General features: G+C 73.1%; 25 protein-coding genes and 7 pseudogenes. 20 read left to right on the forward strand and 12 right to left on the reverse strand.

Annotated elements, in window-relative coordinates; all coding sequences use genetic code 11:
* The first annotated feature begins 177 nt into the window (after positions 1 to 177).
* The 5 genes from ACQ86J_RS23940 (at position 178) to ACQ86J_RS23960 (ending at position 2,710) form a co-directional block, all read left to right on the forward strand.
* On the forward strand, positions 178 to 369 hold the full coding sequence (locus ACQ86J_RS23940; protein WP_431267499.1) for a hypothetical protein: 192 nt from the start codon (positions 178 to 180) through the stop codon (positions 367 to 369).
* The gene (locus ACQ86J_RS23945; protein ID WP_431267500.1) at positions 339 to 899 is read left to right on the forward strand and encodes a DUF2272 domain-containing protein; all 561 of its coding nucleotides are present in this window, start codon (positions 339 to 341) and stop codon (positions 897 to 899) included. Before ACQ86J_RS23940 ends, ACQ86J_RS23945 begins: the two co-directional genes overlap by 31 nt.
* A complete protein-coding gene (locus tag ACQ86J_RS23950) occupies positions 896 to 2,014 on the forward strand; it encodes an NADH:flavin oxidoreductase/NADH oxidase (protein WP_431267501.1) in 1,119 nt (372 codons plus the stop codon). Before ACQ86J_RS23945 ends, ACQ86J_RS23950 begins: the two co-directional genes overlap by 4 nt.
* Before the next feature lie 87 nt (positions 2,015 to 2,101).
* Positions 2,102 to 2,395 (forward strand): DUF1330 domain-containing protein, encoded by a 294-nt coding sequence (locus tag ACQ86J_RS23955; RefSeq protein WP_431267502.1) that lies wholly within the window; start codon positions 2,102 to 2,104, stop codon positions 2,393 to 2,395.
* A gap of 18 nt (positions 2,396 to 2,413) precedes the next feature.
* Positions 2,414 to 2,710, forward strand: a complete 297-nt coding sequence (locus ACQ86J_RS23960; RefSeq protein ID WP_431267503.1) for a DUF1330 domain-containing protein — start codon at positions 2,414 to 2,416, stop codon at positions 2,708 to 2,710.
* Between the two features lie 20 nt (positions 2,711 to 2,730).
* Here the strand turns inward: ACQ86J_RS23960 and ACQ86J_RS23965 are convergent, their stop codons facing one another.
* Positions 2,731 to 3,474 (reverse strand): SDR family NAD(P)-dependent oxidoreductase, encoded by a 744-nt coding sequence (locus tag ACQ86J_RS23965; RefSeq protein ID WP_431267504.1) that lies wholly within the window; start codon positions 3,472 to 3,474, stop codon positions 2,731 to 2,733.
* Between the two features lie 14 nt (positions 3,475 to 3,488).
* On the reverse strand, positions 3,489 to 4,118 hold the full coding sequence (locus tag ACQ86J_RS23970) for an isochorismatase family protein (protein ID WP_431267505.1): 630 nt from the start codon (positions 4,116 to 4,118) through the stop codon (positions 3,489 to 3,491).
* Positions 4,119 to 4,220: 102 nt separating this feature from the next.
* On the opposite strand from ACQ86J_RS23970, the gene ACQ86J_RS23975 reads away from it, so the two are divergent.
* Complete coding sequence (locus ACQ86J_RS23975) at positions 4,221 to 5,027, forward strand: S49 family peptidase (RefSeq protein ID WP_431267506.1); 807 nt, start codon at positions 4,221 to 4,223, stop codon at positions 5,025 to 5,027.
* Between the two features lie 168 nt (positions 5,028 to 5,195).
* Here the strand turns inward: ACQ86J_RS23975 and ACQ86J_RS23980 are convergent, their stop codons facing one another.
* A complete protein-coding gene (locus ACQ86J_RS23980; RefSeq protein WP_431267507.1) occupies positions 5,196 to 5,600 on the reverse strand; it encodes a ketosteroid isomerase-related protein in 405 nt (134 codons plus the stop codon).
* Positions 5,601 to 5,672: 72 nt separating this feature from the next.
* Here ACQ86J_RS23980 and ACQ86J_RS23985 point away from each other — a divergent pair, with 72 nt between their 5' ends.
* The 7 genes and pseudogenes from ACQ86J_RS23985 (at position 5,673) to ACQ86J_RS24015 (ending at position 13,138) form a co-directional block, all read left to right on the forward strand.
* Complete coding sequence (locus ACQ86J_RS23985; protein WP_431267508.1) at positions 5,673 to 6,557, forward strand: glycine--tRNA ligase subunit alpha; 885 nt, start codon at positions 5,673 to 5,675, stop codon at positions 6,555 to 6,557.
* Positions 6,558 to 6,595: 38 nt separating this feature from the next.
* Positions 6,596 to 6,856, forward strand: coding sequence for a type II toxin-antitoxin system VapB family antitoxin (locus ACQ86J_RS23990; RefSeq protein WP_431267509.1), 261 nt, complete (start codon positions 6,596 to 6,598; stop codon positions 6,854 to 6,856).
* Positions 6,853 to 7,254: a type II toxin-antitoxin system VapC family toxin gene (locus ACQ86J_RS23995; RefSeq protein ID WP_431267510.1), complete on the forward strand. Its 402-nt coding sequence runs from the start codon at positions 6,853 to 6,855 to the stop codon at positions 7,252 to 7,254. Before ACQ86J_RS23990 ends, ACQ86J_RS23995 begins: the two co-directional genes overlap by 4 nt.
* Positions 7,247 to 9,400, forward strand: a pseudogene (gene glyS / locus ACQ86J_RS24000) (glycine--tRNA ligase subunit beta). Before ACQ86J_RS23995 ends, glyS begins: the two are co-directional and overlap by 8 nt.
* Positions 9,401 to 9,482: 82 nt before the next feature.
* Positions 9,483 to 12,153: pseudogene (gene ppdK, locus ACQ86J_RS24005) on the forward strand (pyruvate, phosphate dikinase).
* Positions 12,154 to 12,263: 110 nt separating this feature from the next.
* On the forward strand, positions 12,264 to 12,959 hold the full coding sequence (locus ACQ86J_RS24010) for an SDR family NAD(P)-dependent oxidoreductase (protein WP_431267511.1): 696 nt from the start codon (positions 12,264 to 12,266) through the stop codon (positions 12,957 to 12,959).
* The gene (locus ACQ86J_RS24015) at positions 12,959 to 13,138 is read left to right on the forward strand and encodes an SDR family oxidoreductase (RefSeq protein ID WP_431272510.1); all 180 of its coding nucleotides are present in this window, start codon (positions 12,959 to 12,961) and stop codon (positions 13,136 to 13,138) included. Before ACQ86J_RS24010 ends, ACQ86J_RS24015 begins: the two co-directional genes overlap by 1 nt.
* A 172-nt stretch (positions 13,139 to 13,310) precedes the next feature.
* On the opposite strand, the gene ACQ86J_RS24020 is transcribed toward ACQ86J_RS24015, so the two are convergent.
* The 4 genes from ACQ86J_RS24020 to ACQ86J_RS24035 all read right to left on the reverse strand — a co-directional run bounded on the left by ACQ86J_RS24020 (position 13,311) and on the right by ACQ86J_RS24035 (position 15,064).
* Positions 13,311 to 13,679, reverse strand: a complete 369-nt coding sequence (locus ACQ86J_RS24020) for a methyltransferase family protein (protein WP_431267512.1) — start codon at positions 13,677 to 13,679, stop codon at positions 13,311 to 13,313.
* Between the two features lie 97 nt (positions 13,680 to 13,776).
* A complete protein-coding gene (locus ACQ86J_RS24025; RefSeq protein WP_431267513.1) occupies positions 13,777 to 14,214 on the reverse strand; it encodes a DsrE family protein in 438 nt (145 codons plus the stop codon).
* A gap of 77 nt (positions 14,215 to 14,291) precedes the next feature.
* On the reverse strand, positions 14,292 to 14,843 hold the full coding sequence (locus ACQ86J_RS24030) for a YgfZ/GcvT domain-containing protein (RefSeq protein ID WP_431267514.1): 552 nt from the start codon (positions 14,841 to 14,843) through the stop codon (positions 14,292 to 14,294).
* The gene (locus ACQ86J_RS24035; protein ID WP_431267515.1) at positions 14,726 to 15,064 is read right to left on the reverse strand and encodes a hypothetical protein; all 339 of its coding nucleotides are present in this window, start codon (positions 15,062 to 15,064) and stop codon (positions 14,726 to 14,728) included. The genes ACQ86J_RS24030 and ACQ86J_RS24035 overlap by 118 nt, the downstream gene beginning before the upstream one ends.
* Positions 15,065 to 15,140: 76 nt before the next feature.
* Here ACQ86J_RS24035 and ACQ86J_RS24040 point away from each other — a divergent pair.
* The 5 genes and pseudogenes from ACQ86J_RS24040 to asnB all read left to right on the forward strand — a co-directional run bounded on the left by ACQ86J_RS24040 (position 15,141) and on the right by asnB (position 20,690).
* Positions 15,141 to 16,060: pseudogene (locus tag ACQ86J_RS24040) on the forward strand (glycosyltransferase family 9 protein).
* Positions 16,057 to 16,842 carry a glycosyltransferase family 2 protein gene (locus ACQ86J_RS24045; RefSeq protein ID WP_431267516.1) on the forward strand — a complete coding sequence of 262 codons (786 nt, stop codon included), beginning with the start codon at positions 16,057 to 16,059 and terminating at the stop codon, positions 16,840 to 16,842. The pseudogene ACQ86J_RS24040 and the gene ACQ86J_RS24045 overlap by 4 nt, the downstream one beginning before the upstream one ends.
* A gap of 25 nt (positions 16,843 to 16,867) precedes the next feature.
* Positions 16,868 to 17,884 (forward strand): glycosyltransferase, encoded by a 1,017-nt coding sequence (locus ACQ86J_RS24050; protein WP_431267517.1) that lies wholly within the window; start codon positions 16,868 to 16,870, stop codon positions 17,882 to 17,884.
* Positions 17,881 to 18,934: pseudogene (locus tag ACQ86J_RS24055) on the forward strand (glycosyltransferase). Before ACQ86J_RS24050 ends, ACQ86J_RS24055 begins: the two are co-directional and overlap by 4 nt.
* Positions 18,934 to 20,690 (forward strand): annotated as a pseudogene (gene asnB / locus ACQ86J_RS24060) (asparagine synthase (glutamine-hydrolyzing)). The pseudogenes ACQ86J_RS24055 and asnB overlap by 1 nt, the downstream one beginning before the upstream one ends.
* Here the strand turns inward: asnB and ACQ86J_RS24065 are convergent.
* Complete coding sequence (locus ACQ86J_RS24065; RefSeq protein ID WP_431267518.1) at positions 20,687 to 20,818, reverse strand: hypothetical protein; 132 nt, start codon at positions 20,816 to 20,818, stop codon at positions 20,687 to 20,689. The pseudogene asnB and the gene ACQ86J_RS24065 overlap by 4 nt on opposite strands.
* A 169-nt stretch (positions 20,819 to 20,987) precedes the next feature.
* On the opposite strand from ACQ86J_RS24065, the gene ACQ86J_RS24070 reads away from it, so the two are divergent.
* The gene (locus ACQ86J_RS24070) at positions 20,988 to 22,316 is read left to right on the forward strand and encodes a dihydroorotase (protein WP_431267519.1); all 1,329 of its coding nucleotides are present in this window, start codon (positions 20,988 to 20,990) and stop codon (positions 22,314 to 22,316) included.
* Between the two features lie 180 nt (positions 22,317 to 22,496).
* Positions 22,497 to 22,925, forward strand: a complete 429-nt coding sequence (locus tag ACQ86J_RS24075) for a GFA family protein (RefSeq protein WP_431267520.1) — start codon at positions 22,497 to 22,499, stop codon at positions 22,923 to 22,925.
* A 2-nt stretch (positions 22,926 to 22,927) separates the two neighbouring features.
* Here ACQ86J_RS24075 and ACQ86J_RS24080 read toward each other — a convergent pair whose 3' ends face one another.
* The 4 genes and pseudogenes from ACQ86J_RS24080 to ACQ86J_RS24095 form a co-directional block, all read right to left on the reverse strand.
* A complete protein-coding gene (locus ACQ86J_RS24080; protein WP_431267521.1) occupies positions 22,928 to 23,212 on the reverse strand; it encodes a hypothetical protein in 285 nt (94 codons plus the stop codon).
* 73 nt (positions 23,213 to 23,285) lie between these two features.
* Positions 23,286 to 23,984 (reverse strand): annotated as a pseudogene (locus tag ACQ86J_RS24085) (4Fe-4S dicluster domain-containing protein); the annotation flags it as partial.
* A 31-nt stretch (positions 23,985 to 24,015) separates the two neighbouring features.
* Positions 24,016 to 24,663 (reverse strand): annotated as a pseudogene (locus tag ACQ86J_RS24090) (DUF362 domain-containing protein); the annotation flags it as partial.
* Complete coding sequence (locus ACQ86J_RS24095) at positions 24,588 to 24,953, reverse strand: hypothetical protein (protein ID WP_431267522.1); 366 nt, start codon at positions 24,951 to 24,953, stop codon at positions 24,588 to 24,590. The pseudogene ACQ86J_RS24090 and the gene ACQ86J_RS24095, both read right to left, overlap by 76 nt.
* Between the last annotated feature and the right edge of the window lie 138 nt (positions 24,954 to 25,091).

Below are 25,091 nucleotides of genomic sequence, written 5' to 3' on the forward strand. Positions count from 1 at the left end.
CCAAGGCATCGCCTGAACGTGATTTGTATACGATCTTCACGGTGGCGTGATCATGGATGCTGCATGAACCTGAGTCCATCTGTCTGCCGCCATGCGGTACCGCTGCGCGCTGCCCTCCTTGTCCTGCTGCTGCTCCTTGGTGCATGCGCGGCGCCGCGCCCGTTGCCGCAACCCCTGTTGCCCTACCCGCCCGCGGCGCGGGAGCGGATGCTGCGGATCGTCCTGGCCGAATGGGCGGAATGGGGCCACCTGACGGTCACCCCCGGCCAGCGCCCGCCCAGCAGCCGGGCGGAGAGCGAGCCGGCGAATTTCCCCGCATCCTCGCCTATTGGCGGGCCGTGCCGCAGGACGAAGGCGCGATCGCGCTGAACCGCCGGCTCTACGCCGCGGCCCTGGCCGGCGACCCGCAGGGTGCCGCGCTCTGGCAGGAGCCCTTCTGGTCCGCCGCCTTCATCAGCTACGTCATGCAGACGGCCGGCATCGACCGCCGCGAATTCCCCGGCGACGCCGCGCATTCGGCCTATGTCGACGCGCTGATCCTGGACGCCGCCCGCTTCCCCGCCACCGCGCCCTTCCTGCCGCGCAGCCCCTTCGAGGTGCCGCCGCGCCCGGGCGACCTGCTCTGCGCCGATCGCGGCCGCGCGCCGATCCGCGACTGGCGGCAGCGGGAGGCGGATGAGGGCCGCTTCCGGCCGATGCATTGCGACATCGTGGTCGAGGCCGGGCCCGGCTACGTGGACGCCATCGGCGGCAACGTGCTGGACGCCGTCACCCGCACCCGTTTCGCGGCGGACGCTTCCGGGTATCTTCTGCCGGAGCCGCCGGGCGCCCCCGCCTGGTTCGCCATCTTCGAGAACCGCCTCGGGCGGCTGCCGCCCTGGAGAGAGACGATCCCATGACCGACCTGTTCGAGCCGCTGGTCCAGCGCGGCGTGACCTTCAAGAACCGCATCGGCGTCTCGCCGATGTGCATGTATTGCTGCGGCGGCGACGGCCGCCCGACCGAATGGCACCTGCAGCACCTGATGTCGCGCGCCGTCGGCGGCGCGGGGATGGTGATGACCGAGGCCGCGGCGGTGACCGCGGAGGGCCGCATCTCGCCCGACGACCTCGGCATCTGGGAGGATGCGCAGCTTCCCGCGCATGCCCGCCTGGCCGCCGGGATCGCGGCGATGGGCGCGGTGCCGGCGATCCAGCTGGCGCATGCCGGCCGCAAGGCCAGCCGCAACGCCCCCTGGGAGGGCGGCCCGGCCCCGGCCGAGCGCGGCTGGGTGCCGCTCGCCCCCTCGGCCGAGGCCTTCGACGACTACGCCACCCCGCGCGCCATGACGGAGGCCGAGATCCTCGCCACCATCGCCGCCTTCGCCACCGCGGCGCAGCGCAGCGTGCGGGCCGGCTACCGCGTCATCGAATTGCATGCGGCGCACGGCTATCTCGGCCACCAACTCCTCTCGCCGCTGTCGAACCGCCGCAACGATGCGTGGGGCGGCGACCTCGACGGCCGCGCCCGCTTCGTGCTGGAGATGAGCCGCGCAACCCGCGCCGCCATTCCGGACGAGATCCCGCTCTGGGTCCGCGTCTCCCATACCGACTGGGTCGAGGGCGGCTGGACCACCGAGGAGACGGTCGAGCTGTCCCGCCGGCTGAAGGCGTTGGGCGTCGACATGATCGACGTCTCCTCCGGCGGGCTGCATCCGGCGCAGAAGATCGCGCTCGGCCCGGGCTACCAGGTGCCGGGGGCGGAAGCCGTGAAGACCGGCGCCGGGATCGCGGTGGCCGCGGTCGGGATGATCACCGAGCCGGCCCAGGCCCAGGCGATCCTCAGCGAGGGCCGCGCTGACCTGATCCTGCTGGCCCGTGCCCTGCTGCGCGACCCCTACTGGCCGATCCATGCGGCCTCGGCGCTGGGGCGGACCGAGGGCCTGCGGGTGCCGCCGCAATACGAGCGGGGCTGGGCGACCTTGGGCAAGATGGGGCGGGATGCGTCGATCGGGGCGCCGCTCCCCAGCCTGTAATCGCGATCGGGGGCATTGCCCGGCAAGCTTCCCTCCGTGGGCTCAGGCGAGCCCCCGGACCCTGGCCTGGGTGTAAGGAGCCGTGCGATGTCCGCCTATCTGATTGCCACAGTGAAGGTCGCCGACCCCGCGCGGTTCGGCGAGTACATCCGCCAGGTCGGGCCGCTGATCGACCGCTTCGGCGGCCGCTACCTGGTCCGCGGCGGCCCGGCGCAGGTAGTGGAGGGCGAGCCGGGCGAGGTCGTCGCCGTCATCGAATTCGCCGACATGCCGGCGCTGCGCGCCTTCTGGGACAGCCCGGACTATGCGCCGCTGCGCGACCTGCGCCAGGCCTGCACGGTGTCGCAGGTCATCCTGGCCGAAGGCGCGCCGGCCGCCTGACAGGGAAGGACACGAACCATGGCCGCCTATCTCATCGCCAACATCCGGGTGAAGGACCCGGCGAAATTCGCCGCCTACCGCGACCAGGTGGCGCCGATGATCGCCCGCTTCGGCGGCCGCTACCTGATCCGCGGCGGCGCGGTGACGCCGGTCGAGGGCGCACCGAGCCTGGAACGCGTCGTGGTGCTCGAATTCCCCACGATGGAGGGGCTGAAGACCTTCTACCACAGCGCCGACTACGCGCCGCTGATCGCCCTGCGGCAGGAGGCCGCGGACGGCGACGTGGCCATCGTCGAAGGCCATGCGCCGGGCTGAACGACCCCGGCGCGGGCCGCCTACAGCATCTGCCCGCCATCGACGATGATGGTCTGCCCGGTCACCCAGCGCGCGGCGGGGGAGGCGAGGAACATCGCCACCTCCGCCACCTCCTCCGGCGTGCCGAGCCGGCCGAAGGGGATGCTGGCGAGGATGCCGTTGTAGAGCTTCGGGTCGGAGGTCTTCCGCGCCTCCCACGACCCGCCGGGGAATTCGATGCTGCCGGGCGCCACCGCATTCGCGCGCACGCCCTTCGCCGCATACATCGCTGCCTGGGACTGCGTGTAGTTGATCAGCAGCGCCTTCACCGCGGCATAGGCGGGCGTCCGCAGGCTCGGCCGGTAGCCGGAGATCGAGGAGACGTTGACGATGCAGCCCTTGGCCGCCTCAAGGAAGGGCAGCGCCGCATGGGTCGCCCGCACCGTCGCCATGACGTCCACCGAAAGCCCCTGCGCCCAGTGCTCCTCGGTATCCTGGCTGCCGAAGCCGGAGGCGTTGTTCACCAGCACGTCGATCCCGCCCAGCGCCTCGGCGGCCGCGGCGACATAGGCCGCGACGGCGTCGCGGTCGCCGAGGTCGCAGCCGGCGGCATGCGCGGTGACGCCGAGCGCTGCGAGCTTCGCCCGCGTCGCCTCCAGCGGCCCCGGGCTGCGGGCGCAGATGGAGACCGATGCGCCTGCCCGCGCGAAGCCCAGCGCGGTCGAGCGGCCGATGCCGCGGCTGCCGCCGCAGACCACCACGCGCTTGCCCTTGAAATCGAACATCCCCGTCCTCCCCCTCAATCCCGTGCGCGCCAGGCGGCGATCAGCGCCGCCGATGTCATCAGGTCCGCGTATTTCTGCCCCATGTCGAAGAGGTTCGCCTGGTGCGGTCCGATCGCCCGGTCGCCGACGCAATCCTCGAGGCAGAGGGTGCGGAAATTGTGCTGCAGCGCATCCACCACCGTCGCCCGCACGCAGCCGGAGGTGGTGCAGCCCGCCACCGCCACCGTATCCACCCGCCGCATCGAGAGCCACCCCGCCAGCTCCGTGCCGAAGAAGGCGGAGGCATTGCGCTTGCGCAGCACCAGCTCGCCCGGCGCCGGGGCGAGTTCCGGGACGATCTGCGAGAGCGGGCTCGTCTCGGTCAGCTTGCGCAGAGTCGGCACCTTGCGGGTGAAGCCGCCGGCATCCGAGCCGTCCTCGGCATAGACCACGCGGGTGTGCACCACCGGCCAGCCCTGTTCGCGGGCGAAGGCCAGCAGCGGCACGGTCCGCCCGATGGCCGCGGCGATGTTGCCGCCGCCGAAATGCGCCGGGTCGGTGAAGCCGACCACGAAGTCGACGATGACCAGCGCCGGCGCCAGGCCGAGCCCGCTGCTCTGCCCCATCCCTTGCGCCGCGTAGATGCCGATCTCGGGATGCGTCATCCCTGGTCCCCCGTGCTGCGCCGCCGAGGCTAGCCGCATGGTGTGCGGCCGCCCAGGCGGCATGGCTTGATGGCGGCACGCGCAGGGGCATCTCTGCGGGGCATGAACATCCCCTTCCTCGACCGCCGGCCGCGCGTGGCGCTGGTCCGGCTCTCCGGCGCCATCGCCGCCCGCCCCGGCTTCGGCGGCGGCATCAGTCTCGCCGCCACCGGCCCTGTGCTGGACCGCGCCTTCGGCCTGAAGCGCCTCTCGGCGGTCTTCCTGGCCATCAACTCGCCCGGCGGGTCGCCGGTGCAGTCCAGCCTGGTCGCCGCCCGCATCCGCCGCCTGGCCGAGGAGAAAAAACTGCCCGTCATCGCCTGCGTCGAGGATGCCGCGGCCTCGGGCGGCTACTGGATCGCCTGCGCGGCGGACGAGATCGTCGCCGATCCCTCCTCCATCCTCGGCTCGATCGGCGTCATCGCTTCCGGCTTCGGTTTCCAGGGCGCGCTGGAGCGGCTCGGGGTGGAGCGGCGGCTGCGCACGGCGGGGACGGAGAAGAGCTTCTGGGACCCCTTCCGCCCCGAGACGCCGGAGGATGCGGCGCGCCTCGGGACGCTGCTCGAGGACCTGCACGGCGAATTCCGCGCCTGGGTCACGGCGCGGCGCGGGGCGCGGCTGAAGGCGCCGCCGGAGGCGCTCTTTACCGGCCGCTTCTGGCCCGGCCGCCGCGCGGTGGAGCTCGGCCTGGCGGACCGGCTCGGCGATGCGGCGGGGGAGGCGAAGCGGCGCTTCGGCGACACGGTGCGGCTGATCCCGGTGGGCGGGCCGCGGCCGTCCCTGCTGCGGCGGCTGCTGCCGGGCCTGTCGGCCGAGGCGCTGCTGGCGGCGGTGGAGGAACGGGCGGCCTGGGCGAGGCTGGGGCTGTGAAGGCAAGGCCAGGAAGGAGGTATCCTCCCGTTGGACGCAGTGCGTCCAACCCTCCTCCATTTTTCCTGTGAGTCTGGTGCTCTGGTTCCGGCGCCCGCCGCGTGACGCGTGCCGGACTGACGAAAAGGAAGGGGTTCGGGGGGAATGGTCTTCCCTCCCCGATCTTCCTCATCCCCCGACCTGCCGGATCCAGTCCGGCAGGTTGTAGTAGGTGCTGACCCGCGTGATCCGTCCCCCATCCACCTCGAGGAAGGCGCCGGCCGGCAGGCTGTAGCGCTGCCCCCTGGCCTCCGGCAGGCCGGGATCGGTCGCCAGGTACTCGCCCTCCACCCGGAATTCCGCCGCGGCGCGGCGCCCGGCCCTGTCCACCATCACCACCAGGTCGCGGATCGCCTCCCGGTAGGATTGGTCCATCTTGGCCAGGAAGGCGCGGAAGGCCGGCTTGCCCGCCTCGCGCGGCCCCTGGTTGATGTCGTGGACCACCTCCTCGGCCAGCAGCGCCAGCATGGCCTCCCGGTCGCCGGCGTCGAAGGCGGCGTAATAGGCCCGGATCAGGCGTTCCGTGTCGGTCATGGGCGTCCTTCCTCTCTCCCCTGGGGCGGCACCCACTATGTTCGGCGGCGCCGGCATGGCAAAAGCCGCCGCATGTCGACCGCCGCCACTCTCCAGCCCCCCGCCAAGCCCCCCAGCTTCCAGGAGCTCATCCTCCGGTTGCACGCTTATTGGTCGGCCGAAGGCTGCGTCATCCTGCAGCCCTACGACATGGAGGTCGGCGCCGGCACCTTCCACCCGGCGACCACGCTGCGGGCGCTCGGCCCCAAGCCCTGGCGCGCGGCCTATGTCCAGCCCTCCCGCCGCCCGGCCGACGGACGCTACGGCGAGAACCCCAACCGGCTGCAGCACTACTACCAGTACCAGGTGATCCTGAAGCCGAGCCCGGCCGACCCGCAATCGGCGCTGATCGGCAGCTACCGCGCCATCGGCCTCGACCCCCTGGTGCACGACATCCGCTTCGTCGAGGACGATTGGGAGAGCCCGACGCTCGGCGCCTGGGGCCTCGGCTGGGAGGTCTGGTGCGACGGGATGGAGGTGACCCAGTTCACCTATTTCCAGCAGGTCGGCGGCATCCCCTGCGAGGTCCCGTCCTGCGAGCTGACCTACGGGCTCGAGCGCCTCGCGATGTACATCCAGGGCGTCGAGAACGTCTACGACCTCGACTTCAACGGCCAGGGCGTCTCCTACGGGGAGGTCTTCAAGCGGGCCGAGGTGGAGTACAGCCACCACAACTTCACCCACGCGAACGTGGAGAAGCTGTTCCGCCACTTCCAGGACGCCGAGGAGGAATGCGCCGACCTGCTGCGCCAGGGCTTGGCGCTGCCGGCCTACGACCAGTGCATCAAGGCCAGCCACCGCTTCAACCTGCTGGACGCCCGCGGCGCCATCAGCGTGACCGAGCGCGCCGCCTATATCGGCCGGGTCCGCGCGCTGGCGAAGGGCTGCTGCGAGGCGTGGATCAAGGGCGGCGGCTAGGGTAGAACGATGTCCGGTATTCTACCATGGAGGCCCCGATGGGCCAGCTGAACATCAAGGACGAGGCGCTGATCGCCGACGCCAAGGCGCTGGCGGAACTGCTGGGCACCTCCACCACCGACGCCATCCGCCGCGCGGTGAACGACAGGCTGGCCCGCGAGCGGGTCGGCCGGGACGAGGAGAAGCGCCTCCGCTTCGAACGCATCATGGCGATCGCCAAGGAAGCCTCGCAGCTGTTCCCGCCCGGGACCAGCAGCGACCATTCCGACCTCTACGACGAGGACGGGCTGCCCCGGTGATCATCGATACCTCCGCCATCATGGCGATCCTGCGCGACGAGCCGGACGCCCCCCGGCTTGGCGAGGCGCTCACCCAGGCGGCCTCCGTCTCCATCTCGGCCGCGACCCTGGTGGAGGCCTGCATGGTGGCGGAAGGACGGGCCGGCCCCCCGGTGCGGGACCGGCTGGAGCGGTTGCTCGCGGCAGGCCGTGTCGAGGTCATCCCCTTCACCGCCGAGCACGCCGCCGTGGCCGCCGATGGCTGGCGCCGCTTCGGCAAGGGCCGCCACCCCGCCGGCCTCAACCTCGGCGACTGCTTCGCCTATGCCCTGGCCAGGTCGCGCGGCGAGCCGCTGCTGTTCAAGGGCGACGACTTCTCCAAGACCGACGTAAAGGCCGCGCTCCAGCCCCATGCCTGAACTCCTGATCGAGCTCTTCTCCGAGGAAATCCCGGCCCGCATGCAGGCGCGGGCGGCGGAGGAGCTGTGCGCGGCGCTGCAGAAGGCCCTGGCGCCGCTGATGACCCAGGCGCCGCGGCCGCTGTTCGGCCCGCGCCGCATCGCCGCGCTGGGCGAGATCGCGGCGCGCGCCGAGACCCCGGGCAAGGAGGAGCGCGGGCCGCGCATCGGCGCCCCCGACGCGGCGCTGGACGGGTTCCTCCGCAAGCATGGCGCGATGCGCGAGCAGCTGGTCCAGGAAGGCCAGTTCTGGCTGCTGCGGAAGCCGGGCCAGGTGATGGAGGCCGCGGCCCTGGTGGCGGCGAAGCTGCCCGGGCTGCTGCGCGGCTTCGCCTGGCCGAAGTCGATGCGCTGGGGCACCAGCGACTTCGCCTGGGTGCGGCCGCTGCAGCGCATCCTCTGCGTGCTCGACGGCCAGCCGGTGCCCTTTGCGCTGGCGCAAGGCGAGGACGCGGTGCATGGCTAAGCGCCGCCGGTCTGACGGAGGGGCATCGCGTGCTGGCGGGAACCGAGCCCTTCCCGGTGCGGTCCTTCGCCGACTATGCCGAGGGGCTGCGCGCCCGCTTCGTCATCGCCGACGCCGCCGAGCGCGAGCGGATCATCGAGCGCGGCATCGATGCGCTGGCCGCCGCCGAGGGGCTGGAGGTGGTGCCCGACCGCGGCCTGCTGGCCGAGGTCGCCGGGCTGGTGGAATGGCCGGTGCCGCTGCTCGGCCGCATCGACGCGGCCTTCATGGACCTGCCGCCCGAGGTCATGCGGACCTCGATGCGGGTCAACCAGCGCTACTTCGCCCTGCGCCACAAGGATGGCCGGGCCGCGGCGCGCTTCGCCGTGGTGAGCAACATCACCCCGCGCGACGGCGGCGCGGCGATCGTCGCCGGGAACGAGCGGGTGCTGCGGGCGCGGCTGTCGGATGCGCGCTTCTTCTGGGACCAGGACCTGAAGCAGCCGCTGGAGAGCTATCTGGCGAAGCTGGAGGACGTGGTCTTCCACGCCAGGCTCGGCACCCAGGGCCAGCGGGTGCGGCGGCTGGAACGGCTGGCCGGGCTGGTCGCGCCGCTGGTCGGCGCCGACCCCGCCCTGGCGTCGCGGGCGGCGAAGCTGGCCAAGGCGGACCTGGCGACCGGCATGGTCGGCGAGTTCCCCGAGCTGCAGGGGGTGATGGGCCGCTACTACGCGCTGGCCGGCGGCGAGGACCCCCGCGTGGCGGAGGCGGTCGGGATGCATTACCGGCCGCTCGGCCCGGGCGACGCGGTGCCGGCCGAGCCGGTCGCGGTGGCGGTGGCGCTGGCCGACAAGCTCGACCAGCTGGTCGGTTTCTTCGCGGTGGACGAGCGCCCGACCGGATCGGGCGACCCCTATGCGCTGCGCCGCGCCGCGCTCGGCATCATCCGGCTGATCCGGGAGAACGGGCTGCGGCTGCCGCTGGCCGGGCTGATCGGGGAGGCCTTCTTCGGCTACCCGCAATCCACCGGGACCACCGCCAGCCCGGAATTCGGCATGGCCGTCGCGGCCGAGACCATGAAGGCCGGCTGGCAGCCGCCCGCCGGGTCGGCCCACCCGCCGATGGTCGCCGCCTTCGCCGCCGGGCTGCTCGACTTCCTGGTCGAGCGCCTGCGCGTCCAGCTCCGCGCCGAGGGCGCCCGGCACGACATCCTCACCGCCGTCTTCGGCGCCGCGCCGGATGACGACCTGGTGCGGCTGCTGGCCCGCTCGGACGCGCTGGCCACCATGGTCGCCACCCCGGACGGGGCCAACCTGCTGGCGGCCTACAAGCGGGCCGCCAACATACTGCGCATGAGAGACCCGCAAGGACGGCCCGCATGACGGTCCGGTCGACCCCGCGCGTTTCGTCACCGGCGCCGAACGGGCGCTGGGCGAGGCGGTGGCCGGCACCGACGCCGCCGTCCGCGCCGCCCTGGCCGCGGAGGACTTCCTGGCGGCGATGGCGCAGCTTGCCAGCCTGCGCGCCCCGGTCGATGCCTTCTTCGACCAGGTCGTGGTAAACGATGCGGACCCGCAACTCCGCGCCAATCGCCTGCGTTTGCTGCATAAGCTCTGCGCCGCCATGGATGCGGTCGCGGATGTCTCGAAAATCGAAGGTTGAAACACTCCGGGTGCATTGACGCCGCGCTCATGCAAGGCTGCGCCGAACGCCCGGCATCCGGAAGCCAAGGGGAACATCGCCGATGAGCAAGTGGGTCTACAGCTTCGGCGCCGGCCATAACGAAGGCAAGGCGGAGATGCGCAACCTGCTGGGCGGCAAGGGCGCCAACCTGGCCGAGATGGCCAGCATCGGCCTGCCCGTGCCCCCGGCTTCACCATCACGACCGAGGTCTGCACCTACTACTACGACCACCAGAAGCAGTACCCGCCGGAGCTGCGCGACCAGGTCGGCCAGGCGCTGGCGCTGATCGAGGGCGCGGTCGGCGCGAAATTCGGCGATACCCACAAGCCGCTGCTGGTCTCGGTCCGCTCCGGCGCCCGGGTGTCCATGCCGGGCATGATGGACACTGTCCTCAACCTCGGCCTGAACGACCAGACCGTGGAAGGCCTCGCCACCGCCTCGGGCGACCCGCGCTTCGCCTGGGACAGCTTCCGCCGCTTCATCCAGATGTATGGCAGCGTCGTGCTCGGCGTCGACCACCACCGGTTCGAGGAGATCATCGAGCATGTGAAGCTCGACCGCGGCGTGGTGGAGGACACCCACCTGACCGCGCAGGACTGGCACCGCGTGGTGGACGGCTACAAGGAGATGGTGGCCGAGGTCACCGGCAAGCCCTTCCCGATGGACCCGTCAGAGCAGCTCTGGGGCGCGATCGGCGCCGTCTTCGGCTCCTGGATGAACGCACGCGCCAACACCTATCGCCGGCTGCACGACATCCCGGCCAATTGGGGCACCGCGGTCAACGTCCAGGCCATGGTCTTCGGCAACATGGGCGAGGACTGCGCGACCGGCGTCTCGCTTCACGCGCGATCCCAGCACCGGCGAGAACATCTTCTACGGCGAGTACCTGATCAACGCGCAGGGCGAGGACGTGGTGGCGGGCATCCGCACGCCGCAGCCGATGGCGCAGCTCAAGGCCAAGCCGAACGAGACCAGCATGGAGGTCGCCATGCCGGCAGCCTACCAGGAGCTCGTCGCGGTCCGTGCGAAGCTCGAGCAGCACTACACGGACATGCAGGACATCGAGTTCACGGTGCAGCAGAACAAGCTGTACATGCTGCAGACCCGCAACGGGAAGCGCACCGCGGCCGCCAGCCTCAAGATCGCCGTCGACATGGCGCGGGAAGGCCTGATCTCCGAGACCGAGGCGATCAAGCGGGTCAATCCCTCCGCCCTCGACCAGCTGCTGCACCCGACGCTCGACCCCAAGGCGCCGCGCAAGCTGCTGTCGAAGGGCCTGCCGGCCTCCCCGGCGCCGCCTGCGGCACGGTGGTCTTCTCGGCGGACGAGGCCGAGCTGCGCGCCGCCAAGGGCGAGAGCGTCATCCTGGTCCGCATCGAGACCAGCCCCGAGGACATCCACGGCATGCACGCCGCCAAGGGCATCCTGACCACCCGCGGCGGCATGACCAGCCACGCGGCGGTGGTCGCCCGCGGCATGGGCCGGCCCTGCGTCGCCGGGGCCGGCGGCGTCACCGTGGACTATGGCGCCCAGGCGCTGCAGGCCGGCGGCCAGGTGGTCCGCGCCGGCGAGACCATCACGCTGGACGGCGCGACCGGCGAGATCTTCGTCGGCACCGTGGCGATGGTCGAGCCGCAGCTCTCCGGCGACTTCGCCGCGCTGATGGAATGGGCCGACAAGGTGCGCCGGCTGAAGGTGCGCGCCAATGCCGAGACGCCGCTCGATGCCGACACCGCGCGCAATTCGGCGCCGAGGGCATCGGGCTCTGCCGCACCGAGCACATGTTCTTCGACCCGGCGCGCATCGGCGCGGTGCGGCAGATGATCATGTCGGAGACCGAGACCGGCCGGCGCGAGGCGCTGTCCCGCCTGCTGCCCTTCCAGCGGAAGGACTTCGCCGACCTCTTCCGCATCATGGTGGGGCTGCCCGTCACCATCCGGCTGCTCGACCCGCCGCTGCACGAGTTCCTGCCGCATTCCGAGGCGGAGATCGCCGATGTGGCGGGCTCGCTCGGCACCGACGTCGCCACCATGCAGCGCCGCGCGGCGGAGCTGGCCGAGGCCAACCCGATGCTCGGCCACCGCGGCTGCCGGCTCGGCATCTCCTACCCCGAGATCTACGAGATGCAGGCCCGCGCCATCTTCGAGGCCGCCGTCGAGGTGGCGAAGGAGAGCGGCGCCGCGCCGGTGCCGGAGATCATGATCCCGCTGGTCGCCACGCGGCGGGAGCTCGAGATCACCCACAACCAGGTGGACAAGGTGGCGCAGGAGGTCTTCGCCGAGACCGGCCACCACATCGAGTACTACGTGGGCACGATGATCGAGCTGCCGCGCGCGGCACTGACCGCGGACAGGATCGCCGAGGTCGCCGACTTCTTCAGCTTCGGCACCAACGACCTGACCCAGACGGTCTTCGGCCTGTCACGCGACGATGCCGGCAAGTTCCTGCCGCTCTATGTCGAGAAGGGCATCATGCCGAAGGACCCCTTCGTCTCGATCGACATCGACGGCGTCGGCGCCCTGGTGAAGATCGCCAAGGAGAAGGGCCGCTCGGTGAAGCCCGACCTCAAGCTCGGCATCTGCGGCGAGCATGGCGGCGACCCGGCCTCGATCCAGTTCTGCGAGGAGGCCGGGCTCGACTACGTCTCCTGCTCGCCCTACCGGGTGCCCGTCGCCCGACTGGCGGCGGCGCAAGCGGCGCTGACCGGCGGCGGCGGCGACCGCACCGCCTGAGCGTGCTGGCCCGGCGCGGCAAGGCCGCCGCGCCGGGCGCCTCGTTCCGCAGCCCCCGGCAACCCGCGCGCCCCGGCCCCCGTTGGCCCGGGATCACGGGAGACATCGCCATGCCGGACGACCAGCAGACCCCGCAGCCGAAGCAGCGCCAGGACCACCAGCCCGGCACCGAGGCGGAGATGCGGCCGCAGCCGCAGGACCGCATGGAGCACTGGAAGGCGAGCGGGAAGCTCAGCGGCAAGATCGCGCTCGTCACCGGCGGCGACAGCGGCATCGGCCGGGCCGTCGCCATCGGCTTCGCCAAGGAGGGCGCCGATGTCGCGGTGCTCTACCTCGATGAGCACGAGGATGCCGCGGAGACGAAGCGGCATGTCGAGGCCGCCGGCCGCACCTGCGTGACGATCGCCGGCGATGTCGGCGATCCGGGCTTCGCGCGCGAGGCGGTGGACCAAGCGGCGCAGGCCCTCGGCGGGCGCATCGACATCCTGGTGAACAACGCCGCCGAGCAGCATGTCTGCGAGGATTTCGCCGAGATCCCCGAGGCCCAGGTGGAGCGCACCTTCCGCACCAACATCCTCGGGATGTTCTGGGTGACCAAGGCGGCGCTGAAGCACATGCCCGCCGGCAGCGCGATCATCAACACCACCTCGATCACCGCCTTCAAGGGCAGCCCGCAAGCTGGTGGACTATGCCAGCACCAAGGGGGCGATCCTCGCCTTCACCCGCAGCCTGTCCCAGGCGCTGTTCCAGCAGAAGCGGATCCGGGTGAACGCGGTGGGCGCCGGGGCCGATCTGGACCCCGCTGATCCCGGCGAGCTTCGACGAGGAGAAGACGGCGAAGCATGGCGAGAGCGCCGGGATGGGCCGCGCCGGCCAACCGGACGAGGTGGCGCCGAGCTACATCTTCCTCGCGGCCGAGAGCGACAGCTCCTACATCAACGGGCAGACGCTGCACCCGAATGGCGGGAGCGTGGTCAACGCGTAAGGCTGGGGGAGAAGGTATCCTCCCCCGTTGGACGCATGCGTCCAACCCCTCATCTATTTCTGTGAGTCTGGTATTTCTGTGAGGTCTGGCACTCGCCGCGTGGCGGCGGCCGACTCAGAAAAAGGAAGGGTGGGGTTCGGGGAGGGAATGCTTTTCCCTCCTCGACCTTTCTTCAGATCCACCGCCTGACCCGCCCCATATACGCCATATACGGCGCCCCGAACCGCGCCCGCAGATACGTCTCCTCCCGCGCCACCACATGCCGGTCCAGCACCAGAAAGCACAGCACCAGCGCCAGCCAGGGCCAGAGGTCGCCCCAGTGCAGCGCGAAGCCAGCCGTCACCGCCAGGAAGCCGAGGTAGATCGGGTTGCGGCTGAGGCGGAAGGGCCCGCGTTCCAGCAGCGCCTTGTCGGGCTTGTCCGGCCGCGGGTCGGTGCCGGCGCGGACCATCGTCGCCACCGTCCAGACCGAGAGCGCCATGCCGAGCGCCATCAGCAGCGCGGCGAGGTTCGGGGCCGGCGTGCTGACCGGCACCGGCACGGCGCGACGCAGCAGCCAGCCGGTCCCGACCAGCAGCCCGACCAGGATCGGTGGCGGGACCCGGACGCCGGGGCCGTGCAGGTCGGGGCCGTGGTCGTCAGGGGCGGATATAGGCGAAGCCTTCCTGCTGCAGCCGGGTCAGCTCGACCACTCCGGCCGGGACGACGTCGCCCTCCGGCACCGCCAGCAGCGCCTCGCGGGCGACCTTCTGGCCGCGCAGGCTGTTGCCGCAGACCAGGAAGCGGGCGCCGCGGCGGCGCAGCGCGGTGACATCGGCGCCGAGCTCGGGATTGCCCGCGGCGTCCAGCAGCAGGCGGATGCCGGTCGAGTTCAGCAGGCAGACCAGTTCCAGCCCGTCCCCGACCACGTCGAGATGGTTGCGCATGTTGCCGAGCGCGGTGCGCCAATGCGCGTGGTCCGGCCCGCCCTCGTCCCCGACATGGTAGACGACGCGCTGGCGGATGGGCGCCGCGGCGGCGATGCCCGCGGGGGCGGCGGCCAGGGCAATCCCGGCGGCAAGGCGGCGACGTTGCATGGGTTCGGTCCTCCTGGGCAGCAGCCTACACCGCCGGCTCGCGCGCCGGCAGCACCATCCAGCCGGGGATGCGGGGGTCAGCGCCGCCTCGCCGCAGGCCAGCGGGCGGCCGTCCAGCGCCTCCAGCCGCAATCGCGCGATGCCCATGCCGTCGCGGCCGGAGCGCATCTCGCCAACCTCCGCCCCGCCCGCGAGCACCGGGGTGCCGGGGCGGGCAGCGGGCCCGCCACCGCCACCGGCACCAGCCGGCGCTTCAGCAGGCCGCGATACTTGGTCCGCGCGGTCAGCTCCTGGCCCATGTAGCAGCCCTTGGCCCAGGAGACGCCGTGCAGCTCGTCATAGCCGGCCTCGAGCAGCACGGTCTGCTCGGGCACCAGGTCGCGCGTGCCCTCCGGCAGGCCGAGCGCCAGGCGGTGCCGGTCCCAGTCCTCCGGCGTCGCGTCAGTCGGCAATGGCACAGGCGCCAGGGCGCGCCAGCCGGCCTCCGGCAGCCGCGGGTCGGGCGCGGCGATCATGCCGGCCGGGACCGGCGCACCGCCCCAGCCGGCATGCACGGCGAAATCCGCCGAGGCGTCGCGGACCGCGACCCTCGACCGCAGCCGGAAGCGGGACAGCTTCTGCGCCAGCATCGGCGCCTGCGCCCGCTCGACATCCAGTAGCAGCCGCTCCCCTCCGCCAGGATGAGGAACTCCGCCAGCCACTTGCCCTGCGGGCTCAGCAGCGCGGCGAAGACCGCCGTGCCGGGGCCGGCCCCGGCGACGTCGTTGGTGACCAGGCCCTGGAGGAAGGCGGCGCGGTCCTCGCCCGTCACCTCCACCACGCCCCTATCGGGCAGATACGCGATCGGCATGGTGTGCAGGTGGGCGATCCCCCGCCGGCTGCAACGGGTGCCCATCGGCGTGCCGGCGTGTTACAGGCGCGGCGCCGTGCGCATCCTCTTCATCACCTCCACCCGGATCGGCGATGCCGTGCTGTCCACCGGGCTGCTGGACCACCTGATCCGGACCTACCCCCACGCCAAGGTGGTGGTGGCCTGCGGCCCGGTGGCCGAGGGCGTCTTCGCCCGCATGCCCAACCGCGCCTGGACCATCGTGCTGACCAAGCGCCGCTTCCGGGCGCATTGGTGGAGGCTGTGGCGCGAGGTGGCCGGGCAGCGCTGGGACATCGTGGTGGACCTGCGGGGCTCGGCCTTTTCCTGGCTGGTGCGGGCGAAGCGGCGCTACGTGCTGCGCGGCGGGCGGCAGCCGGGGCATCGCCTCGCGCATCTCGGTGCGCTGCTCGGCCTCGACCCGCCGCCGCTGCCGGTCGCCTGGTTCGGCCCGGCGGAGCGGGCGCGGGCGGCGGCGCTGCTGCCCGGCGAAGGCGCGTGGATCGGCCTCGGCCCCACCGCCAATTGGGATCGCAAGGTCTGGCCGGCCGAGCGCTTCGTGGCGCTGTTCCGTGCGCTGACAGCGCCGGGCGCGCCGCTGGAGGGGCGCGCGCCGCCATCCTCGGCGGGCCGGGGGCGCAGGAACGCGCCATGGCCGCGCCGGTGCTGGCGGCGCTGGGCGAGCAGGCGGTGGACCTGGTCGGCGGGCTCTCCCTGCCGGAGGTCGCGGCGGTGCTGGCGCGCTGCGCCCTCTTCGTCGGCAATGACAGCGGGCTGATGCACCTCTCGGCCGCGACCGGCACGCCGACCCTCGGCCTCTTCGGCCCCTCGCCGGTCGAGGCCTATGCGCCCGCCGGGCGCCGCACCGCGACGGCCGTCGCGCCGGGCAGTCCCGGGCTCGACAGCATGCCGGGGCTGACGCTCGAGCTGGCGCTGGCGGCGGCGGAGCGGCTGCTGGCGGCGAAGGTGCCTGCGTGACCCTGCCCCGCATCTCGGCGCTCGTCGTTGCCCGGAACGAGGAAACCCGGCTGCCGGCCTGCCTGGCGAGCCTGGCCGAGGCCGACGAGATCCTCGTCGTGCTCGACCGCAGCACCGATGCCAGCGCCGGGATCGCCCGCGCCCATGGCGCCCGCCTGCTGGAGGGCGGCTGGGAGCTGGAGGGCGAGCGCCGCAATGCCGGCATCGCCGCCTGCAGCGGCGACTGGATCCTTGAAGTGGACGCCGACGAGCGGGTGCCGCCTGCGCTCTGGGCCGAGGTCAGGCGCGTCGTCGCGGCCTCCCCGCACGCCTTCCACCGGGTGCGGATCGACAATTACGTCGGCGAGCGGCTGATCCTGCATGGCTGGGGCGGCAGCTTCGGCACCACGCTCAAGCCCATCCTGTTCCGCCGCGGCGCCAAGCACTGGCGCGGCCAGCGCGTCCATCCCGGGCTCGACTGGACCGGCACCGAGGGCGCGCGGATCACCGCGCACGGCATCCGGCACGAGGTGGACCGCGACATCTCCGACATGCTGCGGCGGCTCGACAAGTATTCCTCGGCCAAGGCGGCCGACCTGCTGGCGGCGGGGAAGATCGGCTCCTTGCCCGACAACCTGCGGCGCTGCGTCTCCCGCTGGATCAAGTGCTATGTCGGGCGCAGGGGCTACAGGGAGGGCGGCTGGGGCCTGCTGATCGCGCTCTGCGCCGGGCTCTTCCCGCTGCTCTCCCACCTCAAGGCCAGGCTCGAGCCGGAGCGGCACCGGCCGGCCCCGCCGGGCTGATGCGGGTCGTGCCGGAGGCGCGCGGATGCGCATAGTCCTGGCCACCGAAGGCCCGCGGCTCGGCGCGGGCGTGCTGGGCGACCGGCCGCTGGGCGGCGTCGAGACCGCCTTCGCCCTGCTTGCCGCGGCCTTCGCCCGGCGCGGGCACGAGGTGGAACTGCGCGCCGGCACCGGGCCCGCCGAGGCCCGCGACGGGCTGCGCTGGGCGCCGCTGGCGCCCGGCGGGGCGCCGGCCGGCCTCGTCGTCGCCAACCGCCTGCCGCGGCTGTTCCGGGCGCTGCCACGCGGGCGGCGGGTGCTCTGGCTGCACAACCCGGGCAACTACCTGCGCAAGCCGCGCCACCTGCTGCCGCTGCTGGCCGCCTGGCCGCGCGTCGTCACCCTCGGCCCCTCGCATTCCGCCAGCCTGCCGGCCTGGCTGCCGCTGCGCCCGGCCGAGATCCCGCTGGCCCTGGCGCCGCCCTTCGACGCGCCGGTGGCCCCCGGCCGCCGCCGCCGCCGGTCGCCATCTTCGCCTCCAACCCGGCTGCGCGGGCTCGACTGGCTGCTCGACCTCTGGGCCGCCCGCATCCACCCGGCGTTGCCGCTGGCGGAGTTGCACCTGTACACCGGGGCGGCCACCTATGGCGGCGATGCCCGCCTCGCCGCCCGCGCGGCGCCGGTGCTCGCCCGGGCCGCCGGCATGGCCGGCCAGGGTGTCCGCGTCTTCGATCCCCTGCCGCGGCCCGTCCTGGCCGCCCGGCTCAGCGAGGCCCGCCTGATGCTCTATCGCGGCGATCCCGGCGAGACCTTCTGCCTCGCTTTGGCCGAGGCCCAGGCGACCGGCCTGCCCGCCGTGGTCACGCCGCTCGGCGCGGTGGCGGAGCGGGTGGCGGATGGCGTGACCGGCGTCGTCGCCCGCAGCGACGCGGCCGCGGCCGTGGCGGCGATCCGCCTGCTGTCGGAGGATGCTGCCTGGTCCGCGATGCACCGCGCCGCCCTGGCGCGCGGCCCCGGCCCGGGCTGGGACGAGGTCGCCGCCCGTTTCGAAGCCCTGGCATGACCACCATCGCCCCCTTGCGCATCGCGCATGTGATGGCCGGCGCCGCCATGGGCGGCGCCGAGGCCTTCTACGAGCGCCTCGTCCTGGCCCAGCATGCCGCGGGGAGGAGGTGCTGGCGGTGATCCGGCGGGAGGCGGGGCGAGCGCGGCGGCTGCGGGACGGCGGGCTGCAGCCGGTGGAGCTGCTCCATGGGCGGCTATTTCGATCTGGTGACCCGGCCGCGGCTCGGCCGGGCGCTGGCCGCCCACGCGCCGCGCGTGGTGGTGGCCTGGGCCAACCGGGCGGGGCGCCATGCCGGCGCGGTGAAGCGGCGCGGCGCGCCCTGGACCCTGGTCGGCCGGCTCGGCGGCTACTACGACCTGAAGTACTACCGCCATTGCGACCACCTGGTCGGCAATACGCGGGACCTGCGCGACTGGATCATCGGCCAGGGCTGGCCCGCCGCGCGCACCCACTTCGTGCCCAATTTCGCGCATGACTTCGCCGGCCTCGCCCCCGCCGCGCTGCCGGCGCCGGCCGGGGCGCCGCGTCTGCTCGCGCTCGGCCGGCTGCATGCCAACAAGGGGTTCGATACGCTGCTGCGGGCGCTGGCGCGGCTGCCCGGCGCGCATCTCTCGCTGGCCGGGGAGGGACCCGAGCGCGCCGCGCTGGAAGGCCTGGCGGCGGAGCTCGGCCTGGCCGGGCGCGTCGCCTTCCTCGGCTGGCGGCGGGATACCGGGGCGCTGCTGGCCGCCTGCGACGTCTTCGTCTCGCCCGTCGCGGCACGAGCCGCTGGGCAATGTGGTGCTGGAAGCCTGGTCCGCCGCCCGCCCGGTCGTCGCCGCCGCGGCGCAGGGGCCGGTCGAGCTGATCCGCGACGGGGAGACGGGATTGCTGGTGCCGAAGGACGACCCCGCCGCGCTGGCCGCCGCCATCGCCGGGCTGCTCGACGGGCCGGCCCGCGCGGCCGGCCTTGCCGCCGCCGGCCGCGCCGAATTCCTCCGCGCCCATGCCGAGGCGCCGGTCCTCGCCCGCTGGCGCGAGTTCATCCAAGCCGTGGAGCCCCGCTGATGTGCGGCCTGGCCGGCCTCGCCCTGCGCCAGGGGCTCACGCCGGACGGCACGGCGCTGGAGGCGCTGACCCGCGCGCTGGCGCATCGCGGCCCGGACGGCGCCGGCCACCATGTCGCGGGCAGCGTGGCGCTGGCGCATACCCGGCTCGCGATCATCGACCTCGTCACCGGCGACCAGCCGCTCTTCGCCGGCCCGGCCGCGCTGGTCGCCAATGGCGAGGTCTACAACTACCGCGAGCTGCGCGCGGCGAACCAGCTTCGCTGCGCGACGCAGAGCGACTGCGAGCCGCCGCTGCATCTCTGGCGACGCGACGGCATCGGCTTCGCCGAGGGGCTGCGCGGCATGTACGCGATCGCCGTGCAGGACCGCGCGGCGCGGCAGGTGGTGCTGGCGCGCGATCCCTTCGGCATCAAGCCGCTCTACACCGCGGAAGTGCCGGGCGGCATCGCCTTCGCGTCGGAGCCGCAGGCGCTGGTCGCCGCCGGGCTGGTGCGGCCGCGCGTCCGCGCCGCGGCGCGGGCCGAGCTGCTGCAGCTGCGATCCACCACCGGCGCCGAGACCATCTTCGAGGGCATCACCCGCGTGCTGCCCGGCGAGACCATCGTCATCGCCGATGGCGCGGTGACCGAGCGGCGCCGCCGCGCCGCGCTGCCGGAAGGCGGGCCGGAGAGCATCACCGCCGAGGCCGCGCTCGCCCGGCTGGACGCGGCGCTGGAGGAGAGCGTGCTGCTGCACCAGCGCAGCGACGTGCCCTATGGCATGTTCCTGTCGGGCGGCGTCGACAGCGCCACGGTGCTGGCGATGATGGCGCGGCTCAACGAGCGGCCAGTTCTCACCTTCACCGCCGGCTTCGACGTGCCCGGCGCGGCCGACGAGCGCGCCCAGGCCGCGGCGCTGGCGAAGTCGGCCGGCGCGCGGCACGTCACCGTCGCCGTCACCGAGGCGATGGTCTGGCGCGAGCTTCCGAAGATCGTCGCCGCCATGGACGACCCGGCGGCCGACTACGCCATCATCCCCACCTGGTTCCTGGCGCAGCGGGCGCGGCAGGAGGTGAAGGTGGTGCTCTCCGGCGAGGGCGGCGACGAGCTGTTCGGCGGCTATGGCCGCTACCGCGCGGCGATGCGGCCCTGGTGGCTGGGCGGCAAGGCGCCGCGCGGGCATGGCAGCTTCGACCGCGTGGACGTGCTGCGCGCGCCGCCGACCGGCTGGCGCGACGGCATCGGCGCGGCCGAGGCGGCGGCGGCGACGCCCGGGCGGACGAGGCTGCAGGCGGCGCAGGCGCTCGACATCGCCGACTGGCTGCCGAACGACCTGCTGATCAAGCTCGACCGTTGCCTGATGGCGCATGGGGTCGAGGGCCGCACGCCGCTGCTGGATGCCGGCGTCGCCGCCGCCGCCTTCCGCCTGCCGGATGCGCTGAAGGTGCAGGGCCACACCGGGAAATGGCTGCTGCGGCAATGGCTGGCGCAGCACATGCCGGCAGCGACCCCTTCGCCCCGAAGCAGGGCTTCACCGTGCCGGTCGGCGCCTGGATCGAGAAGGTGGGCGACCGGCTCGGCCCGCTGGTCGCGGCCCAGGCCGGCATCGCCGAGATCGCCCGGCCGGACCGGGTGGCGTCGCTGTTCCGCCATGCCGGCGGCGACAAGCACAAGGGCTTCGCCGCCTGGCACCTGCTGTTCTACGCGCTCTGGCACCGCCGCCATGTCGAGGGGCGGCGGAGCGAGGGCGACGTCTTCGAGGCGCTGGCGCGCTAGAAGACCTTCTCGATCAGGAACATCAGCACGACGCTGCCGATGGCGGCGGCGCCGACCATCAGGACCGCGCGGTTGCCCTCGGCCTCCAGCCGGTTGAGGTAGCCCGTCCTGTTCGTGTCGTATGCCATGGCCGTGCCTTCCCTTTGCATCGCACCCGTCCTGCGCGGGGCTGGAGGAAAAACGTGGCCTTCGCCGCGGCGGTTGCCGGATGGTCCGCCAGCGTGACCATGGCTACCGCCAGCGCGGCGGGCTGGGCTATAGGCTGGGGCCCGCACCCGAGAGGAGGATCCCCGCCCCATGACCAGCTACGACCTCATCCTGCGCGGCGGCGCCTGCGTGCTGCCCTGGGGCGTCGAGACCACCGATGTGGGCGTGCGGGAGGGGCGGATCGCCGCGCTCGGCGACCTGCGCGCCGCGCATGCGGCGAACGAGGTCGATTGCCGCGGCCTGCATGTGCTGCCGGGGCTGATCGACGCGCATGTCCATCTGCGCGACCCGGGCGACCCGGCGGTGGAGGACCTGTCGCACGGCACCAGGGGCGCGCTGCTCGGCGGCCTGACGGCGGTCTTCGACATGCCGAACACCGCGCCCAGCATCACCGACCGGGAGCGGCTGGACTGGAAGCGCGGCTACCTGGATGGCCGCGCCTGGGTCGATGTCGGCATCTATGTCGGCGCCAGCATGAGGAATATCGGCGAGCTGGCCGCGCTGGAGATGCAGCCCAATGTCTGCGCGGTGAAGGTCTTCGCCGGCAGCAGCACCGGCGACCTGCTGGTGGCCGACGATGCCTCGCTGGAAGCGGTGATGCGCAGCGGCCGGCGCCGCATCTGCTACCATTCGGAAGACGAGTACCGGCTGCAGGAGCGGAAGCCGCAATCCACCTCCGGCATGCCGCACCGCAACCACATGGTCTGGCGCGACGTGGAATGCGCCTTCCTCGGCACCCGGCGGCTGATGGCGCTGGCGCGGAAGACCGGGCGTCCCGCGCATATCCTACATGTGTCAACGGCCGAGGAGCTCGACTACCTCCGCGACTTCCGCGACCTCTGCACGGTCGAGGTGCTGCTGAACCACCTGACCCAGACCGACGAGGCCTATGACCGCCTCGGCGGCTATGCGGTGATGAACCCGCCGATCCGCGACCAGCGCCACATGGACGCGGCCTGGGCGGCGGTCGCCGACGGGCGGGTGGATGTGGTCGGGTCCGACCATGCGCCGCACAGCCGCGCGGCGAAGGAACGCCCCTGGCCGGATTGCGCCGCGGGGCTGACCGGGGTGCAGACCATCGTGCCGCTGATGCTCGACCATGTCAGCGCCGGGCGGCTCTCGCTCTCGCGTCTCGCGGACCTGATGTGCGCCGGCCCGGCCCGGGTCTATGGCGTGACGGGCAAGGGGCGGCTGGCCGCCGGCTACGACGCCGACTTCACCATCGTCGACATGAAGAAGCAGCGGACGATCGAGGAGAACTGGATCGTCTCGCCCTGCGGCTGGACGCCCTTCGCCGGGCATGGCTGCACGGGCTGGCCGGTGATGGCGATCCTGCGCGGCGAGGTGGCGATGCGCGAGGACGAGGTGATCGGCGCGCCGCGCGGCCAGGGCGTGGCCTTCCTCGAGGCGCGGGGCTGACAGGAAGGTTGGGGAGGCAAACAGGCAGTCCCTCCCCAAGCCCCGCCGTTTCGTTTTGCGGGTCGGGTGCCGGCCAGCCGTCATCGCGTTCCCGTGTTTTCGTCGACGCGATGCCCTGGCGCACGCTGCGGCACGTGCCGAGCCTGCCAGGCTCCGCGCCGCATAGGGGAGGACGAACCGATGAGTGGCTCCTACAAAGGCGCCTGCTTCTGCGGCGCGGTCGAGATCGAGGTGACCGGGGCGCCGAATGCGATGGGCTACTGCCACTGCCGGTCCTGCCGGTCCTGGTCGGGCGGGCCGGTGAACGCCTTCAGCCTCTGGTCGCCGGATGCGGTGAAGGTCACCAAGGGTGCCGAGCACGTGGCGACCTTCGCCAAGACCGAGATGAGCCACCGGCAATTCTGCAGCAAGTGCGGCGGCCACCTGATGGCGCAGCACCCGCCGCTGCAGATGGTGGACGTCTTCGCCGCCACCATCCCGGACCTCGCCTTCCAGCCGGCCGTGCACGTCGATTACGGCGAGACGGTGCTGCGGATGAAGGACGGGCTGCCGAAGCTGAAGGACTTCCCGGCGGAGTTCGGCGGCTCGGGCGAGATGGTGCCCGAGTAGGGTTAGCCGTCGAGCCGGCCGGCCTTCGCCCGCTCCGCCTCCCGCCGCCAGTCCTCGGTCGTCTTCACCACCGGGCGCGGCGGGCCGGCATAGGGGTCGACCTGCGACTGCGTGGCGGCGATGGCGCGGCAATCCTCGCACATCTCGAGCACCGCGAGGCGCGCCGGGTCGGCGAACATCCAGTGGCCGGAGGCGGTGAGCTTCGCCTTCACCCGGTCGATGCTGCTGCGGGTGCCGAAGGCCTTCGCGCAGACGGTGCAATGCGCCGGCGGCTCCGCCTTCACCACCACCGAGCTGCGCCGCGGCCGCGGTGAAGTTCAGCCGCGGCTCGAGCGTGATGACCTTCTCCGGGCAGGTCGCGGCGCAGAGGCCGCATTGCACGCAGGCATCCTCGAGGAAGCGAAGCTCCGGCGTCTCCGGATTGGCGCTGAAGGCGCCGGTCGGGCAGACCATGGTGCAGGCGAGGCAGAGGGTGCAGCCATCCGCCGCGACGCGGGCGAGGCCGAAGGGCGCGCGCTCCGGCATCGGCACCACCTCCGGCGCCGCGGGATCGCGCAGCGCGCCGAGCGCCAGGCGCAGCACCTCCCGCGGCGTGCCGAGGGCGAGGAATTGCGCCGGGGCCACGGCGCCGCGCAGCGCCAGCGGCGGGGCCAGCGCCTCCCCCATGGTGAAGGGGTCGTCGGTCTCGATCGCCGCGGCGCGCGGCAGGGCAGCGGCCAGGCCGAGCCCGTCCAGCGCCGCGGCGGCGTAGTTGAGGTTGCGGAACAGTCCCTCCGTCCCGTGCCCACGCCGGGCCGGCAGCAGCACCCGCACCCCCGCCGCGCCCCAGGCGAAGGCCGCGAGCAGGATCGCCAGGTCGGCCTGCGCCACCTCGTTCAGCCGCAGCGGCAGGACCCGGGCGGGAAGGCCCTCGCCGTGGCGGGCGAGGGCGTCGATCAGCGGCTCGCCATGGGCCGCGTCGTGCAGCAGCACCACCGCGTCGCGCCCGCCGGCCTCGGCGAAGCCCAGCCAGCAGGGCGCGCAGCCGGGCCAGGCTCGTCGCCGGCGGCGGCAGGGCATAGGTCACGGCGCCGGTCGGGCAGACCGCGGCGCAGGCGCCGCAGCCGGCGCAGATCTCGGCGCTGATGAGGACGCTGTCCTTGCCGGGGGTGATCGCCCCGGTCGGGCAGAGCTCGAGGCAGCGGGTGCAGCCGGTCCGCCGGTTGCGGCCATGCGCGCAGAGGCCGGCGTCGAAGCTGACGAAGCGCGGCTTGTCGAATTCGCCGACCAGGCCGGCGGCCGCGGCGACCGCGCGTTCCACCGCCGCCGCATCGGCCGGGTCGGCGCGGAGATAGCCCTGCCGCACCTCATGCGCCGGGAACAGCGGCGCGCCGCCGGTCAGGTCGAGGATGATGTCGCAACGGCTCGCCGCGCCGTCCTTGGCCGGGCCCCAGCGATAGGTGTCGCGGGAGGCCGGGCTCGGCGCCGCGTAGCCGTCCACGGTGACGTCGAAATTGCCGAGCCAGCCGGTCGCGTTGCGCGCCCGGCCGCGCAGCACCGGGAAGCCGGCGGTCCGCACAGGGGCGACCGGCTCCGCCCCGGTCAGCAGCACGGTCAGGTCCAGCCGGTCGGCCAGCCGCTCGGCGGCGGCGATGGCGCCGGCGTCGCGGCCGAGCACCAGCGTCACCCCCTCGCTCCGCAGCGGGACCAGCGGCACCGGCGGCAGCGGCACCGCCGCGGCGGCCAGCAGCCCGGCCATCTTCGGCCCGGCCGCCGCGCCCTCCGCGCCCAGCCGGCCTGCTCCCGCAGATTGACGAAGTCGAGCGGCGCCGTGCTGCCCGCCGCCTCGGCCTCCTGGGCGAAGAGCGGCGCCTCCTGGGTGCAGGCGACGGTGACGGGGCGGCCTTCCCCGAGCGCGCCGAGGAAGCGGTCGAGCTGGGCGCGGCAGAGCTGCTCGGCGGTGCGCAGCTCGCCCCCCGGGCAGCGCAGCCGTGGGCGAGCGCCCGGCCGTCGAGGACCATCGTGTCCTCGCAGCTGCAGACGAAGCATAGTGTTCCGCGTCCTTCCGGGGCGACGTGCCGGTCCCGCTCGGTCATCCGAAAGTCATTCTCCTCGGGGCCTCCGCCTGGGCGCGGCGGGGCAGGGCGCATATATGCCGCCGCTCAGCCGCTTGCGACCCATGGCCCG

Origin of the sequence: Dankookia sp. P2, from assembly GCF_050632255.1 — a bacterium.
Taxonomy (GTDB): Bacteria; Pseudomonadota; Alphaproteobacteria; order Acetobacterales; family Acetobacteraceae; genus Paracraurococcus.

Coding starts and splice junctions, on each gene's coding strand:
- ACQ86J_RS23950 (WP_431267501.1), top strand. CDS start 896: ATGACCGACCTGTTCGAGCCGCTGGTCCAGCGCGGCGTGACCTTCAAG.
- ACQ86J_RS23955 (WP_431267502.1), top strand. CDS start 2,102: ATGTCCGCCTATCTGATTGCCACAGTGAAGGTCGCCGACCCCGCGCGG.
- ACQ86J_RS23960 (WP_431267503.1), top strand. CDS start 2,414: ATGGCCGCCTATCTCATCGCCAACATCCGGGTGAAGGACCCGGCGAAA.
- ACQ86J_RS23965 (WP_431267504.1), bottom strand. CDS start 3,474: ATGTTCGATTTCAAGGGCAAGCGCGTGGTGGTCTGCGGCGGCAGCCGC.
- ACQ86J_RS23970 (WP_431267505.1), bottom strand. CDS start 4,118: ATGACGCATCCCGAGATCGGCATCTACGCGGCGCAAGGGATGGGGCAG.
- ACQ86J_RS23975 (WP_431267506.1), top strand. CDS start 4,221: ATGAACATCCCCTTCCTCGACCGCCGGCCGCGCGTGGCGCTGGTCCGG.
- ACQ86J_RS23980 (WP_431267507.1), bottom strand. CDS start 5,600: ATGACCGACACGGAACGCCTGATCCGGGCCTATTACGCCGCCTTCGAC.
- ACQ86J_RS23985 (WP_431267508.1), top strand. CDS start 5,673: ATGTCGACCGCCGCCACTCTCCAGCCCCCCGCCAAGCCCCCCAGCTTC.
- ACQ86J_RS23990 (WP_431267509.1), top strand. CDS start 6,596: ATGGGCCAGCTGAACATCAAGGACGAGGCGCTGATCGCCGACGCCAAG.
- ACQ86J_RS24010 (WP_431267511.1), top strand. CDS start 12,264: ATGCCGGACGACCAGCAGACCCCGCAGCCGAAGCAGCGCCAGGACCAC.
- ACQ86J_RS24025 (WP_431267513.1), bottom strand. CDS start 14,214: ATGCAACGTCGCCGCCTTGCCGCCGGGATTGCCCTGGCCGCCGCCCCC.
- ACQ86J_RS24030 (WP_431267514.1), bottom strand. CDS start 14,843: ATGCTGGCGCAGAAGCTGTCCCGCTTCCGGCTGCGGTCGAGGGTCGCG.
- ACQ86J_RS24035 (WP_431267515.1), bottom strand. CDS start 15,064: ATGCCGATCGCGTATCTGCCCGATAGGGGCGTGGTGGAGGTGACGGGC.
- ACQ86J_RS24050 (WP_431267517.1), top strand. CDS start 16,868: ATGCGCATAGTCCTGGCCACCGAAGGCCCGCGGCTCGGCGCGGGCGTG.
- ACQ86J_RS24065 (WP_431267518.1), bottom strand. CDS start 20,818: ATGGCATACGACACGAACAGGACGGGCTACCTCAACCGGCTGGAGGCC.
- ACQ86J_RS24070 (WP_431267519.1), top strand. CDS start 20,988: ATGACCAGCTACGACCTCATCCTGCGCGGCGGCGCCTGCGTGCTGCCC.
- ACQ86J_RS24075 (WP_431267520.1), top strand. CDS start 22,497: ATGAGTGGCTCCTACAAAGGCGCCTGCTTCTGCGGCGCGGTCGAGATC.
- ACQ86J_RS24095 (WP_431267522.1), bottom strand. CDS start 24,953: ATGCTTCGTCTGCAGCTGCGAGGACACGATGGTCCTCGACGGCCGGGC.